This is a genomic window from Thauera aminoaromatica S2, from assembly GCF_000310185.1.
Taxonomy (GTDB): Bacteria; Pseudomonadota; Gammaproteobacteria; order Burkholderiales; family Rhodocyclaceae; genus Thauera; species Thauera aminoaromatica.
In genome coordinates, this window is sequence record NZ_AMXD01000018.1 from 15,584 (window position 1) to 30,279 (window position 14,696).

14 protein-coding genes are annotated in these 14,696 nt (G+C 67.3%); 8 read left to right on the plus strand and 6 right to left on the minus strand.

What is annotated here, in order from left to right:
• Positions 1–2 precede the first annotated feature (2 nt).
• From atpA to C665_RS04960, 4 genes are read left to right on the plus strand one after another with little or no spacing between them, the layout of a single operon-like run.
• Positions 3–1,541: a F0F1 ATP synthase subunit alpha gene (gene atpA / locus C665_RS04945; protein ID WP_004301630.1), complete on the plus strand. Its 1,539-nt coding sequence runs from the start codon at positions 3–5 to the stop codon at positions 1,539–1,541.
• Between the two features lie 21 nt (positions 1,542–1,562).
• Entirely contained in the window at positions 1,563–2,432 is an 870-nt protein-coding gene (atpG, locus tag C665_RS04950; RefSeq protein ID WP_004301632.1) for a F0F1 ATP synthase subunit gamma, read from the plus strand.
• Positions 2,433–2,458: 26 nt separating this feature from the next.
• Entirely contained in the window at positions 2,459–3,859 is a 1,401-nt protein-coding gene (gene atpD / locus C665_RS04955) for a F0F1 ATP synthase subunit beta (RefSeq protein ID WP_004301634.1), read from the plus strand.
• A gap of 54 nt (positions 3,860–3,913) precedes the next feature.
• The gene (locus C665_RS04960; RefSeq protein ID WP_004301635.1) at positions 3,914–4,339 is read left to right on the plus strand and encodes a F0F1 ATP synthase subunit epsilon; all 426 of its coding nucleotides are present in this window, start codon (positions 3,914–3,916) and stop codon (positions 4,337–4,339) included.
• Between the two features lie 132 nt (positions 4,340–4,471).
• On the opposite strand, the gene C665_RS04965 is transcribed toward C665_RS04960, so the two are convergent.
• From C665_RS04965 to cobS, 6 genes are all read right to left on the minus strand, one after another.
• Entirely contained in the window at positions 4,472–5,053 is a 582-nt protein-coding gene (locus C665_RS04965; RefSeq protein WP_004301636.1) for a ubiquinone biosynthesis accessory factor UbiJ, read from the minus strand.
• A gap of 169 nt (positions 5,054–5,222) precedes the next feature.
• Positions 5,223–6,107 (minus strand): Tim44 domain-containing protein, encoded by an 885-nt coding sequence (locus tag C665_RS04970; protein ID WP_004301637.1) that lies wholly within the window; start codon positions 6,105–6,107, stop codon positions 5,223–5,225.
• A gap of 18 nt (positions 6,108–6,125) precedes the next feature.
• On the minus strand, positions 6,126–6,863 hold the full coding sequence (gene ubiE, locus C665_RS04975; RefSeq protein WP_004301638.1) for a bifunctional demethylmenaquinone methyltransferase/2-methoxy-6-polyprenyl-1,4-benzoquinol methylase UbiE: 738 nt from the start codon (positions 6,861–6,863) through the stop codon (positions 6,126–6,128).
• A 7-nt stretch (positions 6,864–6,870) separates the two neighbouring features.
• Positions 6,871–7,293 carry a gamma-butyrobetaine hydroxylase family protein gene (locus tag C665_RS04980; protein WP_004301640.1) on the minus strand — a complete coding sequence of 141 codons (423 nt, stop codon included), beginning with the start codon at positions 7,291–7,293 and terminating at the stop codon, positions 6,871–6,873.
• Between the two features lie 39 nt (positions 7,294–7,332).
• Complete coding sequence (locus tag C665_RS04985; protein WP_004301642.1) at positions 7,333–9,201, minus strand: cobaltochelatase CobT-related protein; 1,869 nt, start codon at positions 9,199–9,201, stop codon at positions 7,333–7,335.
• A gap of 10 nt (positions 9,202–9,211) precedes the next feature.
• Positions 9,212–10,204 carry a cobaltochelatase subunit CobS gene (gene cobS / locus C665_RS04990; RefSeq protein WP_012584304.1) on the minus strand — a complete coding sequence of 331 codons (993 nt, stop codon included), beginning with the start codon at positions 10,202–10,204 and terminating at the stop codon, positions 9,212–9,214.
• Between the two features lie 174 nt (positions 10,205–10,378).
• Between cobS and C665_RS04995 the strand changes: the two genes are divergently transcribed.
• Genes C665_RS04995 through hcrB form a run of 4 tightly spaced genes read left to right on the plus strand, consistent with a single transcriptional unit; the run spans position 10,379 to position 14,593 of the window.
• Positions 10,379–10,834, plus strand: a complete 456-nt coding sequence (locus C665_RS04995) for a MarR family winged helix-turn-helix transcriptional regulator (RefSeq protein ID WP_004301646.1) — start codon at positions 10,379–10,381, stop codon at positions 10,832–10,834.
• Positions 10,831–11,316 (plus strand): 4-hydroxybenzoyl-CoA reductase subunit gamma, encoded by a 486-nt coding sequence (hcrC, locus tag C665_RS05000; RefSeq protein WP_004301648.1) that lies wholly within the window; start codon positions 10,831–10,833, stop codon positions 11,314–11,316. Before C665_RS04995 ends, hcrC begins: the two co-directional genes overlap by 4 nt.
• Positions 11,313–13,622 (plus strand): 4-hydroxybenzoyl-CoA reductase subunit alpha, encoded by a 2,310-nt coding sequence (hcrA, locus tag C665_RS05005; RefSeq protein ID WP_004301650.1) that lies wholly within the window; start codon positions 11,313–11,315, stop codon positions 13,620–13,622. The genes hcrC and hcrA overlap by 4 nt, the downstream gene beginning before the upstream one ends.
• Positions 13,619–14,593 carry a 4-hydroxybenzoyl-CoA reductase subunit beta gene (gene hcrB / locus C665_RS05010; protein WP_004301651.1) on the plus strand — a complete coding sequence of 325 codons (975 nt, stop codon included), beginning with the start codon at positions 13,619–13,621 and terminating at the stop codon, positions 14,591–14,593. Before hcrA ends, hcrB begins: the two co-directional genes overlap by 4 nt.
• The last annotated feature ends 103 nt before the right edge of the window (positions 14,594–14,696 follow it).

Below are 14,696 nucleotides of genomic sequence, written 5' to 3' on the forward strand. Positions count from 1 at the left end.
CTATGCAACTCAACCCCTCTGAAATCAGCGATCTGATCAAGAGCCGGATCCAGAACCTGCAGCTCGCCGCCACGTCGCGCAACGAGGGTACGGTGGTCTCCGTCACCGACGGCATCACCCGCGTTCATGGCCTGACCGACGTCATGCAGGGCGAAATGCTGGAGTTCCCCGGCAACACCTTCGGCATGGCGCTCAACCTCGAGCGCGACTCCGTCGGCGCCGTGGTGCTCGGCGAATACGAGCACATCACCGAAGGCGACACCGTCAAGGCCACCGGCCGCATTCTCGAAGTTCCGGTCGGCCCCGAGCTGATCGGCCGCGTCGTGAACGCGCTCGGCCAGCCGATCGACGGCAAGGGCCCGATCAACGCCAAGCTTACCGACAAGATCGAAAAGGTCGCGCCGGGCGTCATCGCCCGTCAGTCCGTTTCGCAGCCGGTGCAGACCGGTCTGAAGTCGGTCGACTCGATGGTGCCGATCGGTCGTGGCCAGCGCGAGCTGATCATCGGCGACCGCCAGACCGGCAAGACCGCCGTCGCGGTCGACGCGATCATCAACCAGAAGGGCCAGGACATGTACTGCGTGTACGTGGCCATCGGCCAGAAGGCCTCGACTGTCGCGAACGTCGTGCGCAAGCTCGAAGAGAACGGCGCGATGGAATACACCATCGTCGTCGCCGCCACCGCGTCGGAGTCGGCCGCCATGCAGTATCTGGCCGCCTACGCCGGCTGCACGATGGGCGAGTACTTCCGCGACCGCGGCATGGACGCGCTGATCGTCTACGACGACCTCACCAAGCAGGCCTGGGCGTATCGCCAGGTTTCGCTGCTGCTGCGCCGTCCGCCTGGCCGTGAAGCCTACCCGGGCGATGTGTTCTACCTGCACTCCCGTCTGCTCGAGCGTGCCGCACGCGTCAACGCCGACTACGTCGAGAAGTTCACCAACGGCGAGGTCAAGGGCAAGACCGGTTCGCTGACTGCGCTGCCGGTCATCGAGACCCAGGCCGGCGACGTGTCCGCGTTCGTTCCGACCAACGTGATCTCGATTACCGACGGCCAGATCTTCCTCGAGACCGACCTCTTCAACGCCGGTATCCGTCCCGCGATCAACGCCGGTATCTCGGTGTCCCGCGTCGGTGGTGCAGCCCAGACCAAGGTCGTCAAGAAGCTCTCCGGCGGTATCCGTACCGACCTCGCACAGTATCGCGAACTCGCTGCGTTCGCCCAGTTCGCCTCCGACCTGGACGATGCCACGCGGAAGCAGCTGGAGCGCGGCCGCCGCGTCACCGAGCTGATGAAGCAGGCCCAGTACTCGCCGATGTCGATCGCCGACATGGCCATCGTTCTGTACGCGGTGAACAACGGCTACTTCGACGATGTCGACGTGGGTCGCGTGCTGGCTTTCGAGTCCGCGATGATCCAGTTCGTCAAGACCAAGCAGGCCGCCCTGGTCTCCTCGATCCTGAGCAAGAAGGAACTCGACGCCGAAGGCGAAAAGTCCCTGGCTGCCGCGATCGCCGAGTTCAAGAAGAGCTGGGCTTAAGGCCGGCGAGGGAGACGGAATATGGCTAGCGGTAAGGAAATCCGTACCAAGATCAAGAGCGTGCAAAACACGCGCAAGATCACCAAGGCCATGGAGATGGTGGCTGCATCCAAGATGCGCAAGGCGCAGGACCGGATGCGTAGCGCCCGCCCCTTTGCCGAAAAGATCCGCCGACTCGCCGCGAACCTGTCCCAGGCCAATGTGACCGACTACAAGCACCCCTTCCTGGTCCGCAAGGACCAGGTCAAGCGGGTGGGCCTGATCCTGGTGACCACCGACAAGGGCTTGTGCGGTGGCCTCAACACCAACGTCCAGCGTATTGCGCTCAACGCCATGAAGGACTGGGAGTCCTCGGGCGTGACCGAGATCCGTGCCTGCGCCATCGGCAACAAGGGTCTGGGCTTCATGCAGCGCATGGGCGTCAAGGTGGTGTCGAACGTCACCCAGCTGGGTGACACGCCGCACCTGGAAAAGCTGATCGGTCCGGTCAAGGTCATGCTCGATGCGTTCCAGAACGACGAGCTCGACGCGGTTTACGTGGCTTACACCCGTTTCATCAACACGATGAAGCAGGAGCCGGTGCTCGAGCAGCTTCTGCCGCTCACCGGCGAACAGCTGGGTACGCCGGAGAGCTCCTGGGACTACCTCTACGAGCCGGACCCGCAGGTCGTCATCGACGAGCTGCTGGTGCGCTACGTCGAGGCGCTGGTGTACCAGGCTGTGGCTGAGAACATGGCATCCGAACAGAGTGCGCGCATGGTGGCGATGAAGGCCGCGTCCGACAATGCCAAGAACGTGATAGGCGAACTGCAGCTGGTCTATAACAAGACCCGTCAGGCCGCAATCACCAAGGAGCTGTCGGAAATCGTCGGCGGCGCCGCCGCGGTGTAAGGCATTATTGAATTAAGGATATGACGATGAGTCAAGGTACGATCGTTCAGTGCATCGGCGCCGTGGTGGACATCCAGTTCCCGCGTGATTCGATGCCCAAGGTATATGACGCCCTGAAGCTCGAGGACGTGGCCGACTCCTTCGCCGAAGCGAACCTGACCTTCGAGGTTCAGCAGCAGCTCGGTGATGGCGTGGTGCGCACCATTGCGATGGGTTCTTCCGACGGCCTGCGCCGCGGGATGAAGGTTGCGAACACGGGCACGCAGATTTCCGTGCCTGTCGGCATGGGTACGCTCGGCCGCATCATGGACGTGCTGGGTCGCCCGATCGACGACGCCGGCCCGATCGAGACCGACGAGCTGCGTGCCATTCACCAGAAGGCGCCGAAGTTCGACGAGCTGTCGCCGTCGGTGGAACTGCTCGAGACCGGCATCAAGGTTATCGACCTGATCTGCCCGTTCGCCAAGGGCGGCAAGGTGGGTCTGTTCGGTGGCGCCGGCGTCGGCAAGACCGTGAACATGATGGAGCTGATCAACAACATCGCGAAGCAGCACTCCGGTCTGTCGGTGTTCGCTGGCGTGGGTGAGCGTACTCGTGAGGGTAACGACTTCTACCACGAGATGAAGGACTCCAACGTTCTCGACAAGGTCGCGATGGTGTTCGGTCAGATGAACGAGCCCCCGGGCAACCGTCTGCGCGTGGCGCTGACCGGCCTGACCATGGCCGAGCGCTTCCGGGACGAAGGCCGCGACATCCTGTTCTTCGTGGATAACATCTACCGCTACACCCTGGCCGGTACCGAAGTGTCCGCGCTCCTGGGGCGTATGCCGTCCGCGGTGGGTTACCAGCCGACGCTGGCCGAAGAAATGGGCCGCCTGCAGGAGCGCATCACCTCCACCAAGGTCGGTTCGATCACCTCGATCCAGGCCGTGTATGTGCCTGCGGACGACTTGACCGACCCGTCGCCTGCCACCACCTTCCTGCACCTCGACTCCACCGTCGTGCTGTCGCGTGACATCGCTGCCCTGGGTATCTACCCGGCCGTCGATCCGCTCGACTCCACCTCGCGCCAGCTCGATCCGCTGGTCGTGGGTGAAGAGCACTACAACGTGGCGCGTCAGGTTCAGATGACGCTGCAGAAGTACAAGGAACTGCGCGACATCATCGCGATTCTGGGCATGGACGAGCTGTCGCCGGAAGACAAGCTGTCGGTGGCACGCGCGCGCAAGATCCAGCGTTTCCTGTCGCAGCCCTTCCACGTTGCGGAAGTGTTTACCGGCTCGCCGGGCAAGTACGTCTCGCTCAAGGACACGATCAAGGGCTTCAAGATGATCGTCTCCGGCGAACTGGACAGCCTGCCTGAACAGGCCTTCTACATGGTCGGCAACATCGACGAGGCCATCGAGAAGGCGAAGAAGCTCCAGTAACGAGGCCGCCCGCGCGTCGTGCAAGCGGCGTGCGGGACATCAAGGGGAAACACAATGGCTATGACGGTTCATGTCGACATCGTCAGCGCGGAAGAGCAGATCTTCTCCGGGCTGGCCGAGTTTGTCGCATTGCCGGGCGAAGCGGGCGAGCTGGGCATCCTGCCCGGTCACATGCCGCTGATGACCCGGATCAAGCCGGGTGCCGTGCGCGTGCGTGCCCAAAACGCGACCGAGGAAGAGCTGATCTTCGTCGCGGGAGGCCTGCTGGAGGTTCAACCGGGTCTGGTGACGGTGCTCGCCGACACCGCGATCCGCGGCAAGGACCTCGACGAGGCGAAGGCGCTCGAAGCCAAGCGCAAGGCTGAGGAAACCATGGCGAACCAGACCGCGCGTCTGGACTATGCCAAGGCCCAGGCCGAGCTCATGGAAGCGGTGGCGCAGCTCGCCGCGATCCAGCGCCTGCGCAAGCGCGGTCACTGAGACCGGAGCGCGCCGGTCCGCCGGCGCGTTCGACATCCCGAAAGCAGCTCACCTCGAGCTGCTTTTTTTTGCCGGTTTTCCGGGCTCGGTGCGCGGCGCGGGCTACATGCGAGCCGGGCGCGTACCGCTTGCTCAGCGCCGCTTTTCCAGCCTCGCTACGCGCTTGTCCAGGCGCGCCACGGCGTCGCGCAACGCCACCACCTCTTCGGCGAATGCGGGCAGGGCCTTGCGCGGGACGAGCAGGGTGGATTCCTCGGTAAGGTATTCGGCCACGTTCCCGCTTGCGCGCTCCAGGCTGCGGCGGCCCTCGTCCACGACCTTGCGCCCTCCTTCCACCAGGCGGTGGGCGGCGATGTCGCCGAACAGCCGCGCCAGGTCTTCCTCGGCATCCCAGCGCAGATGACGGAAGACGAAGCCGAGCGCCTCGGCGAGTTCGGCGTTGCCTTCGATGCGCACGTGGCGCATCGCCGTCTCCAGTCCGTCCACCAGCAGCCGCGGCAGGTCGGCCACCGCGAGGCGCAGGCTCACCTCGGGTGCTTCCTCACCGCTCCACTCGGCGAGCTGACCCTCGTTGGTCACGGAAAAGTCGATCTCGGCCACAGGGCTGAGGACCAGCCGCGCCGTGCGTCCCGCGTGCGGCTGCAGGCGCTGGCGAGCCCAGCCGGCCTGGGACAGCAGATGGTTGGTGGCCGAGAGGAACAGGCTCGAAATCATGATCGGGGCTCCGGAGAAGGGCTGGAGGGAGGTTCGCCAAGGATACGCAGCGGTGAGGCATCCTGTCGCGGGCGGGGCGCCGAAAATGCCGCGGGCCTGCCGATGCCTCCGGGGAGACACGGGCAGGCCCGCGGCAGCGGGGGGACACGAGGCTCGTGACCCCGATCGCTTACTGCGACTGCTGGATTCCCGCGATCAGCCAGCCGCCGCTGCCGGCGAGCGGCTTGCTCAGGTGCCAGATCTCGTCGAAGGCTTCCGGAGCGGCTTCGGCCTGTTCGCGCAGCAGGCCGCTGAAGCGGACGCTGACGACGTAGCGATCGTTCTCCTCGGCGACGTCGATCACCTGGGCGTTCAACTCGACCACGTCCGTACGCTGCCCGGCACCCTTGCGCTCGTTGACCTGCATGCACAGCTCGGCGAACACTTCGGGGGTGGTGAACTCGCGCAGATCGTCCAGGTTGCCGGCGTCGTTGGCAGCCTGCAGGCGGATGAAGTTGAGCTTGGCCTGGCGGGCGAAGCCTTCGGCATCGAAGCCGCTGGCGAGCGCCTTGTCGAGGCCGCTCTGGGCGGAGACACTGCCGCCGGCCAGCGGACGACCGGCCTCGAACTGCTGCGGACGGGCCTGTTGCGCGGCGCCTGCAGGTGCGCCGGCGTACTGCAGGTCGCGCGCGGGCTGTTGCGCGGCCGCGTTCGCTCCGCGCCGGAAGATCAGGCGGAAGACGAAGAATGCCGCCGCGGCGAGGAGCAGGATCATGACGAAGTTGGCGAAGCCTTCGCCGAGGCCCAGGGCCGAGAACAGTGCGGCAAGGCCCAGACCTGCGGCCAAGCCCGCGATCGGACCCATCCACGAACGTTTGGGCTGCGCAGCCGCGGTGGCTGCACCGGCGGCGGGCGCCTGCTGCTGGGTTGCCGAGGGCTGGCGCTGCGCAGGTGGCGTGGCTTGTCGCTGCATGCCGAAGCTGCTGCCACCGCCGAGGCGCTTGGCTTCGGCTTCGGTGGCGACGAAGCCGAAAGACATCACGGCGACGATCAGGGTGAGGAAGAACTGCTTCATCTGTCGGGGTCTCCTGGTTCAGATCTTGTAACCGCGGTGCAGGGCAACCACCCCCGCACTGAGATTGAAGTAATTGACCCTCGACAGGCCGGCTTGTTCCATCATCGCCTTCAATTCTTCCTGGCCCGGATGCATGCGGATGGATTCGGCCAGGTAGCGGTAGCTGTCCGCGTCATTGGCGACCTTCTGGCCCATCCACGGCAGCAGCTTGAAGGAATATAGGTCATAGAGCGGCGACAGCGGTTTCCACACGCGCGAGAACTCGAGCACCAGCAGGCGTCCGCCCGGACGCAGCACGCGCCGCATCTCGGCGAGTGCGACGTCCTTGTGGGTCATGTTGCGCAGGCCGAAGGCCACGGTGACGCAGTCGAACCAATCGTCCGGGAAAGGCAGCTTCTCGCCGTTGCACTGCGCGGCCGGCATCGCGAAGCCGTGGTCGATCATGCGGTCGCGGCCACGAGCGAGCATCGCGTGGTTGATGTCGGTAAGCCAGACCTGGCCGCTGCGTCCGACCTTCTTCGCGAACGCGAGCGAAAGGTCGGCGGTGCCGCCTGCCACGTCGAGTACGCGGTCGCCCTCGCGCACATCGGAGACCTGGATGGTGAAGTGCTTCCACAGCCGATGCAGGCCGAACGACATGAGGTCGTTCATCACGTCGTACTTCTGCGCCACCGAGGAAAACACCTCGGCGACCTTCTTTTCCTTCTGTTCCTCGGCCACGGTCTGGAAGCCGAAGTGGGTCGTCTTGTCGCTCATGATCTGCTCAGTGATGGTGGCCGCAGCCGCCCTTGGGCGGCGGGGGCGGGACCTTGGACGGGTCGCGGGTGCCGCCCGCACGCTCGAGGGCCTCGAGATAGTTGTTCCACAGTTCTTCCTGGTTGCGGCCGATCGCGAACAGGTAGTCCCAGGAGTACAGGCCGCTGTCGTGGCCGTCCGAGAAGGTAGGCTTGATCGCGTAGTTGCCGACCGGCGCGAGGTCCACGATGTCGACGTCGCGCTTGCCCTGCTGCAGGGTCTCCTGTCCCGGGCCGTGCCCGCGCACCTCGGCCGAGGGGGAATACACGCGCAGGAACTCGAACGGCAGCTCGAAGCGGCTGCCGTCGTCGAAGGCGACTTCGAGCGTCTTGCGGTCGCGATGGACGATGATGTCGGTGGGCGTCGGGGTGTTTTCGTCGAGTCCGGCCATGGCGTCGGTCCGCGTGCAGGGGGCCCAATCATACCCGAATCATCGGGGAGCCGTTTCGCTGGCCCGCGGGCGCATCCTCGCTCCCGCGGGCGCTCGGGGCCGCTCGTCGAACAGCCGCGCGAGCTGCTCGAGCAGGGCTGCGCCGAGCGCGTCGGCATCCCGCAGGGTGACCGCGCGGCGGTAATGGCGGGTCACGTCGTGGCCGATGCCGATGGCAAGCAGCTCGACGGGCGAGCGCCGCTCGATCCAGGCGATCACCTCGTGGAGGTGACGTTCCAGATAATCGCCCGGGTTGGCCGCAAGCGTGGCCTCGTCGGCAGGCGCGCCATCCGACACGACGACCAGGATGCGACGCTGCTCGGGGCGGGCGACGAGGCGGCGGTGGGCCCACAGCAGGGCTTCGCCGTCGATGTTCTCCTTGGGGATGCCGTCACGCAGCATCAGGCCCAGGTTCTTGCGCGCACGCCGCCAGGGCGTGTCCGCAGCCTTGTATACGATGTGACGCAGCTCGGCGAGCCGCCCCGGAGCGACGGGTTCGCCCTCGCGCCGCCACTGCTCGCGGGCACGGCCGCCCTTCCAGGTGCGCGTGGTGAAGCCGAGGATCTCGACCTTGATGCCGCAGCGCTCCAGCGTACGGGCGAGGATGTCGGCGCTCATCGCCGCAACGGCGAGCGGACGGCCGCGCATCGAGCTGGAGTTGTCGATCAGCACGCCGACCACGGTATCGCGAAAGCCGGAAGCCTTCTCCATCCTGAACGACAGGCCATGATCGGGACTGACGACGATGCGGTCGAGTCGCCCGGGATCGAGCCAGCCTTCCTCCAGATCGAAGGCCCAGTCGCGCAGCTGGCTCGCCAGCAGGCGTCGCTGCAACCGCTTGGCGAGTCGCCCGACGAGTTCCGGGAGACGCATCAGCTCGCGGTCCAGGCGGGCGCGCAGCGGGTGCAGTTCCGACGCGTCGCAGAGCTCTTCCGCGCCCACGGTCTGGTCGAAGGCGGTGGTGTAGGCACGGTACGACGCGCTGGGCCCCCGCGCAGACGCGGCGTCGCGGACTGCGTCCCCTCCTGCCGCGCCAGTCCGTGCCGGCGCGGCGGCCAAGTCTGCCTGCGCTGCCCGTCCGCCCTCGTTCCGACCGGACGAGGCGTGGCGGAGCGAGGGCTGCGCGTCCCTCGCAGCCGCGCCGCCCGCCCGCGCCTGCTCCGCAGCGTCCTCGTCTCCGGATTCGCCCTCGCTGCGGGCCAGCTTGCGCGGCTCGCGGGCTTCGCTGGTGGGGTTTTCCAGGTCGAGCGCCTCGATCAGTTCATGCAATCCGGCGGCGAACGTGCGTTCGTCGCGCAGGTGCTCGCGTAGGCCGTCGAGGCGCGGGCCGACGTGGGCGTCGAAGTAGGGTCGCCACAGCTCGGCCATGGTCCGCGCCGCCGGCGGGGGAGGCGCGCCGCAGAAGCGTTCGCGGGCGAGGACGTGCAGGGCCTCTGCGAGCGCAACCTGTTCCCGGCTGGTCGCGCGGTCGAGCCGCCTGTCCCGGCAGCGCTGCTCGATGAGCGCGGCGATGTTGGCCGCCACGCCCGGCATCCGGCCCGCCCCCAAGGCCTCGACGCGTGCCTGTGCGATCGCATCGTAGGCCGCGCGTGCGCGCTCGCCCTGCAGATCGTGCAGGGCATGGAGGCGCTCGTCGTGATGGCGCAGGCGCAGGGCCTGCGCGTCGGCCTCGCCGCGCAGGCGGACGATCTCCGCCGTCGTCAGGGCGGGCGGCAGTGCAGCGGTTTCGATGCCGTCGACGCCGGACGGGGCGGACGCGCCGCCGGCGCACCCGGCGATCGCACGCAGGGTGCTGTCGACCGCCCGCAGAAAGACGGCCGTGTTCGCGACTCCGCGCAGGGGCCGGGAGCGGGGGCGTTCGCTTGTCATGAGGCTGCGATCAGCCCGCGGCGGCGCGCGGATCGATCAGCTCCTCGCCGAAACAGCGCTGGTAGTACTCGGCCACCACCGCGCGCTCGATCTCGTCGCACCGGTTCAGGAAGCTGACCCGGAATGCGAAGCGAAGGTCCGCGAAGATCAGCGCGTTCTCGGCCCAGGTCAGCACCGTGCGCGGCGACATGACCGTCGACAGGTCGCCGTCGATGAAGCCGCTGCGGGTCAGTCCGGCCAGCATCACCATGGCGCCGACGCGGGCGCGTCCGGCTTTCGTGTCGTATGCGGGCATCTTGGCGACGACGATCTCCACCTCGGCATCGTGGTCGAGGTAGTTCAGGGTCGCGACGATGTTCCAGCGGTCCATCTGGGCCTGGTTGATCTGTTGGGTGCCGTGATAGAGCCCGGTGGTGTCGCCCAGGCCGATGGTGTTGGCGGTGGCGAACAGGCGAAACGCCGGATGCGGATGGATCACCCGCGACTGATCGAGCAGCGTGAGCCTGCCCTCGACCTCCAGTACGCGCTGGATCACGAACATCACGTCGGGCCGGCCGGCGTCGTATTCGTCGAAGACCAGTGCGCAGGCATGTTGCAGGGCCCAGGGCAGGATGCCCTCGCGGAACTCGGTCACCTGCTTGCCGTCGCGCAGCACGATGGCGTCCTTGCCGATCAGGTCGATGCGGCTGACGTGGCTGTCGAGGTTGATGCGCACGCACGGCCAGTTCAGGCGTGCGGCGACCTGCTCGATGTGGGTCGATTTTCCGGTGCCGTGATAGCCCTGGATCATCACCCGCCGGTTGAAGGCGAAGCCCGCCAGGATGGCCAAGGTCGTATCGGGATCGAAGCGGTAGGTGTCGTCGCGTGGCGGCACATGCTCGCTGCCCCGGCTGAAGGCCGGCACCCTCATGTCGCTGTCCAGCCCGAAGGCCTCGCGCACTGGACATTCGGTATCGGGCAGGGGCGGAAGAGGGCCTGCGGCTGTCATCGGGATTTCGGTCATCGAGGGCTCCCGGGTGTGGAGGAGGCAAGGGCGGTCCTGGCGAATCGGCAAACAATCCAGTTGCAGAAAAAGTTTGTTGGAGCAACAATTGGAACACAAACAATTTGAGGCGCCAATAGCATGCCCCCGGATGATCCGAACCCAGGCAAGCCGGCAGTGGTTTCCCATGGTCCCATGGCCGACGAACTCGGCTTCCACCTGCGCTGCGCGCAGCTTGCCGCGTTCAAGCACTTCGCCCATGCCGTCGGTGCGGTGGAAGGGATCACGCCCGGCCTCTACGGCATGCTCCAGGCGATCGACAACAACCCCGGGCTGAGCCAAAGCGCGCTGGCGGTCGCGATGGATGTCGACCGCTCCTCGATCGTCAAGGTCGTCGATCGGCTGGAGGGGAAAGGCTTGATCGTCCGTGACGCCTCTCCGACCGATCGCAGGCGGTACCGGCTGCACATGACGGCGACCGGCGCGCGGGCGCTACGGCGTATCCAGGACGCCGTGATACGCCAGGACCGGGTCTTCTCGGCGCGCCTCGACGACACCGAGCGCGCCACGCTGATCGCGCTGCTGACCCGACTTTACCGACCAGACAGTGAAACCCCGACCGCTCGCGCGGGAATAGGAGCCGAATCTTGAAGAACATCCTTCGCCTGACCCTCAACGGGCGTCTCCGTGAGGACCTCGTCCCCGACAACATGCTGCTGCTGGATTACCTGCGCGAAGCGGTCGGCCTCACCGGGACCAAGCAGGGCTGCGATGGCGGCGAATGCGGCGCCTGCACCGTCCTGGTGGACGATCGCCCCCGCCTCGCCTGTTCCACCCTGGCCCACCAGGTCGCCGGCCGGAAGGTCGAGACCGTCGAGTCGCTGTCGACCCACGGCACGCTCTCGAAACTGCAGGCCGCATTCCACGAGAAGCTGGGTACCCAGTGCGGCTTCTGCACGCCGGGCATGCTGATGGCGTCCGAAGCCTTGCTGCGCAAGAACCCCGATCCCTCGCGCGAGGAGATCAAGACGGCGCTGGCCGGCAATCTGTGCCGCTGCACCGGGTACGTGAAGATCATCGAGTCCGTGGAGGCCGCGGCGGCGGCCCGGCTGTGCGCGGAGGAGGCGAAATGAACCCGAGGCTCCCCAGGAATGGCACGGTCGGCGCCCGCACGCCCTTGGTCGACGGGGTGGAGAAGGTCACCGGCAAGGCCAAATACACGGCGGACATCGCCGCCCCCGGCGCCTTGGTCGGACGCATCCTGCGCTCGCCGCACGCCCACGCCCGCATCCTGTCCATCGACACCGCGGCGGCCGAGGCGCTGGAGGGGGTGTTCGCGGTCTGCACCGGTGCCGAGACCCCGGTGCCCTACGGCGTGCTGCCGATCGCCGAGAACGAATACCCGCTCGCGCGCGAGAAGGTGCGCTATCGCGGCGATCCGGTCGCAGCGGTCGCCGCGATCGACGAGGCGACGGCGGAGAAGGCCCTCGGCCTGATCCGGGTCGACTACGAGGTCCTGCCCGCGTATTTCACCCCCAAGGCGGCGCGCAAGGCGGGGGCGGTCGCGATCCACGACGACAAGCCCGACAACGTGCTGCGCGAGGTGCACGCCGAGTTCGGCGACGTCGCCGCGGCCTTCGCCGAGGCCGACCTGATCCGCGAGAAGACCTACACCTTCGCCGGGGTCAACCACGTCCACATGGAGCTCAACGCCACCCTGGCCGAGTACGACCCGGTGCGCGACATGCTGACGCTGAACACCACCACCCAGGTGCCCTACTACGTTCACCTGAAGGTGGCGGCCTGCCTGCAGATGGACTCGGCCCGCATCCGCGTGATCAAGCCCTTCCTGGGCGGGGGCTTCGGCGCCCGCACCGAGACCCTGCACTTCGAGATCATCGCCGCGCTGCTCGCGCGCAAGGCCCGGGGCACGGTGCGCCTGATGCAGACCCGCGAGGAAACCTTCATCGCGCATCGCGGGCGACCGTGGACCGAGGTGAAGATGAAGCTCGGCCTCAAGAAGGACGGCAAGATCGCCGCCCTCGTGCTCGAGGCCACCCAGGCCGGCGGTGCGTATGCCGGCTACGGCATCATCACCATCCTCTACAGCGGCGCGCTGATGCACGGGCTCTACCACATCCCGGCGATCAAGCACGACGCCTGGCGCGTGTACACCAACCTGCCGCCGAGCGGCGCGATGCGCGGCCACGGCACCGTGGACACCCGCGCCGCCTTCGAGGCGCTGCTGACCGAGATGGCCGAGGAGCTCGGCATCGACTCGCTGCGCATCCGCCAGATCAACATGCTGCCGGAGATCCCCTACGTCACCATGTACGCCCAGCGGGTGATGAGCTATGGCGTGCCGGAGTGCCTCGAGAAGGTCAAGGCCGCCTCGGGCTGGGAGGAACGCAAGGGCAGGCTGCCCAAGGGGCGCGGCCTCGGCATCGCGCTGTCGCATTTCGTGTCGGGGACCTCGACGCCCAAGCACTGGACGGGCGAACCCCACGCCACGGTCAACCTCAAGCTCGACTTCGACGGCGGCATCACCCTGCTGACCGGCGCAGCCGACATCGGCCAGGGCTCCAACACCATGGCCTCGCAGGTGGCCGCCGAGGTCCTGGGCGTGCGCCTCGACCGTATCCGGGTGATCTCCGCCGACAGCGCGCTGACGCCCAAGGACAACGGCTCGTATTCCTCGCGCGTCACCTTCATGGTCGGCAACGCGTCGATCTCCGCCGCCGAGGAGCTCAAGGGCATCCTGGTCAAGGCGGCGGCGAAGAAGCTCGACGCCCGCGAGGAAGACATCGAGGTCATCGACGAGCTGTTCATGGTGTCGGGCAGCCAGGACCCCGGGCTTACCTTCCAGGAGGTGGTCAAGGCCGCGATGGTCGACTCCGGCACCATCACCGTGAAGGGCACCTTCACCTGCCCGACCGAGTTCCAGGGCGACAAGCGCATCCGCGGCAGCGCGATCGGCGCCACCATGGGCTTCTGCTACGCCGCCCAGGTGGTCGAGGCCTCGGTGGACGAGATCACCGGCAAGGTCACCGCGCACAAGGTGTGGGTGGCGGTCGATGTGGGCAAGGCGCTCAACCCGCTCGCGGTGGAAGGGCAGACGCAAGGCGGCGTGTGGATGGGCATGGGCCAGGCGCTGTCGGAAGAGATCGTCTATGACAAGGGCAGGATGCTGCATGGCAACATCCTGGATTACCGCGTCCCAACCATGATGGAGAGCCCCGACATCGAGGTGATCATCGTCGAGAGCCTCGACCCCAACGGCCCGTTCGGCGCCAAGGAAGCCTCGGAAGGCATGCTGGCCGGCTTCCTCCCCGCCGTCCAGGAGGCGGTATACGAAGCGGTCGGCGTGCGCGCCACCGAATTCCCGCTCAGCCCCGACCGCATCACCGAACTGCTCGACGCCAAGGAAGCCGCAGCATGAACATCCTCGCCGATTTCCGCACCCATCGCCCCGCCACCCTGGCCGACGCGGTCAGTGCGCTGGCCGCCGACGGGGCCGTTCCCCTGGCTGCCGGCACCGACCTGCTGCCCAATCTTCGTCGCGGCCTGGGACAGCCCGCCGTGCTGGTGGATCTGACCGGAATCGGGGGCCTGGAGACGATCTCCATCCTCGCCGACGGCAGCCTGCGCATCGGTGCCGGCGCCACGCTGGAGGCCATCGCCGAGCACGGGCTCGTCCGCAACGCCTGGCCGGCACTGGCCGAGGCGGCCGCGGCGGTCGCGGGTCCGACCCACCGCGCCGCGGCCACTTTGGGCGGCAACCTGTGCCAGGACACGCGCTGCATCTTCTACAACCAGAGCGAGTGGTGGCGTGCCGGCAACGGCTACTGCCTCAAGTACCAGGGCGACAAGTGCCACGTCATCGTCAAGAACGATCGCTGCTACGCCACCTACCACGGCGACGTCGCCCCGGCGCTGATGGTGCTGGGCGCGCGTGTCGAGATCGCGGGGCCCGCGGGCAGGCGCAGCCTCGCGGTGGAGGAATTGTTCCGCGAAGACGGGGCGGGGCACCTGAGCCTCGGACGGGGCGAACTGGTCGTGGCCGTGGAGGTTCCCCCCGCCAGCGGCTGGAGGACCGTCTACGCCAAGGCACGCATCCGCGACGCCGTCGATTTTCCGCTCGCGGGGGTCGCCGTCGCCCTGCGCCGTGACGGAGACCGGGTCGCCGGCCTGAAGGTAGCGATTACCGGCACCAACTCCGCCCCGCTGCGCGTGCCCACGGACGAGCTCGTGGGAGGGCGCTGGGATGCCGCCGCCGCCGAGACCCTGTCCCAGCTGGTGCGCAAGACCTCGAACGTGCTCAAGACCACCGTCACCGGCGTCGGCTATCGGCGCCGGGTGCTGCTGGCGCTGGCGCCGCGGACGGTCGACGCGCTCTGGCAGGGAGGCTGAATCCTTGTAGCCTGGTGTTCCGTTCGCCCTGTGCCGCGCCCTCTGCGAGGGGGCGACCGCAAGCATCCTGCCCGCGTGGCGCCCCACGATGGCGCGCTTCGCC